Origin of the sequence: Bradyrhizobium sp. SBR1B, from assembly GCF_014198205.1 — a bacterium.
Lineage (GTDB): Bacteria > Pseudomonadota > Alphaproteobacteria > Rhizobiales > Xanthobacteraceae > Bradyrhizobium.
On sequence record NZ_JACIHC010000074.1, the window covers coordinates 1 to 1,783 of the forward strand.

Below are 1,783 nucleotides of genomic sequence, written 5' to 3' on the forward strand. Positions count from 1 at the left end.
GCGGCGAAGCACCGCTCTACGCTATCCATGAACGCACCCCCTGCCAAAAGAAATAACTTCGTCAAAAGTGAGAGCTGGCTGTCACCGTCGAGGGGACTTTGAGCAACCAAAAGCGCTCACGCCGCCACACCCTGCGCTGATGGCGTGATGTTCGTATCATCTCGCATTGCTGGGAACGAGAAGCTAGATGTGCACGGGTGATCGCGCACCGCATCATTGGCTAAATGCTCCCAATACTCAGCTTCGGCGAGCAATTTCCAACTTCTATCGGGATGATGCGCGGCAGTCTGACGGCACAACGATGCCATCGCGCGCAGGCGACTCGCAGTATCCACCTACTCCTCCCAATGTTTTTGTGTTTTCCACCCTATTTTCTATTTTTGCGTCGGAGTCATTATGATTATGACGCAGAACCAATTTTAATTTCTAACGCGCGATTCGGCGTTCGTTGCGGCTTCAAATCGCGTTCATTTACGGAAGCTAAGGGCCCCGAATGACAGGGCCTTATTCGGTCACTTCGTCGGCGCTACTGAGGAGGCAGATCTGCCGCGCACTGCGCGACGCGATCGGCCAGAAGCGGAAGTCCGTATCAGGTCTGGCCCCCAGCCTTGATCAGCTCAACGGAAAATGAGGTAGAGAAGGTATATCGAGTAGCCAAAGGCAAGAAGGCCCACTGCTACTGAAAGCGAAAGGAGGAGTTTGTCGTCTTTCATCGATACCTGCTCGCGATCAGAGCGAGGTGATGAAGTTCAGCGGGACCAGGGCCAGCGGTTGGCAGTCATATCTCACCGCTTTGAGTTGAAACAAGCCGAATAGCGGCAGGACCTTCAATATTGGCGCCAGCGTACTTCTGCGCAGCCGAAATAAGGGTTTCGACGGCAGATTGGTTGTATGAGGGGTGCTTGGGATCTAGATGCAAGGCAGTTTCGACAATCATTACCTGAGTGATTCCAGAGGGCAGAACTTCAACGGCAAATGATACGAAGGACACGTGCGGAGCTTTGAAGGACATTGAATCGCCTTCACTGACGTCGCACGTAGAAGGCGCCCCAGCCAAGGCCAAGCGTGGCGGCTATGACCGAGCCCAACAGGACGCCCAATTTTGCCGCCCTCAACAAATCTTCATTGGAGAAAGCCAGCATCGAGATGAAGATGGACATGGTGAAGCCGATGCCTGCCAGCAGTCCGACAAGAAGGACGCCGCCCCAAGAAACTCCGGGAGCAAGGCGGCAGAACCCCGATCGTACCGCGATCCAGGTTGCTCCGATAACGCCGAGCGGCTTCCCTGCTATCAGAGCAAGTGCCGTGCCCATCATCACCAGCAGGCTGGCAGCAGGGAGATCATCCGTACCCGTTATGCTGACCCCTGCATTTGCCAGCGCAAAGATTGGCATCACTCCGTAGGCTACCCACGGGTGAAGTGCCATCTGCACGCGCGACACAGGCGGCAGAATCTCGCGGCGAGCGACGTGAAGGTCGCGCAACGGCTGCTGCAACAAATGTGGATCACCTGCTTTCATCGCATCGCTAGTTTTCAACTGTCCGAGCGCTCGCGATGCCACCTCCAGCGGAGGTTCCCGCATCGCTTTGGCGCGCGCCGGCGTTATGAGCCCGAGCGCCACGCCAGCAAGTGTTGGATGGACTCCGGCTACGTAGAACCCGATCCAAGCCACCAAACCCGGCACTACATAAGGCAGTGCCGCACCGATCCCGACGCGTTGGAATGCTAAGACCCCAAGAATGCCAAAAGCTGCGATAACAAAGCCGTCCCACTGCAGACTTT

The 1,783-nt window shown here is 56.1% G+C and carries 2 protein-coding genes; both read right to left on the reverse strand.

The features are described 5' to 3' along the window. Positions 1–778: 778 nt before the first annotated feature. On the reverse strand, positions 779–1,012 hold the full coding sequence (locus tag GGD61_RS40110; RefSeq protein ID WP_092258694.1) for a hypothetical protein: 234 nt from the start codon (positions 1,010–1,012) through the stop codon (positions 779–781). Positions 1,013–1,022: 10 nt separating this feature from the next. Continuing rightward, positions 1,023–1,783: Na+/H+ antiporter NhaA (locus GGD61_RS40115; RefSeq protein ID WP_183232548.1), on the reverse strand; the 761-nt coding region annotated here is incomplete at its 5' end.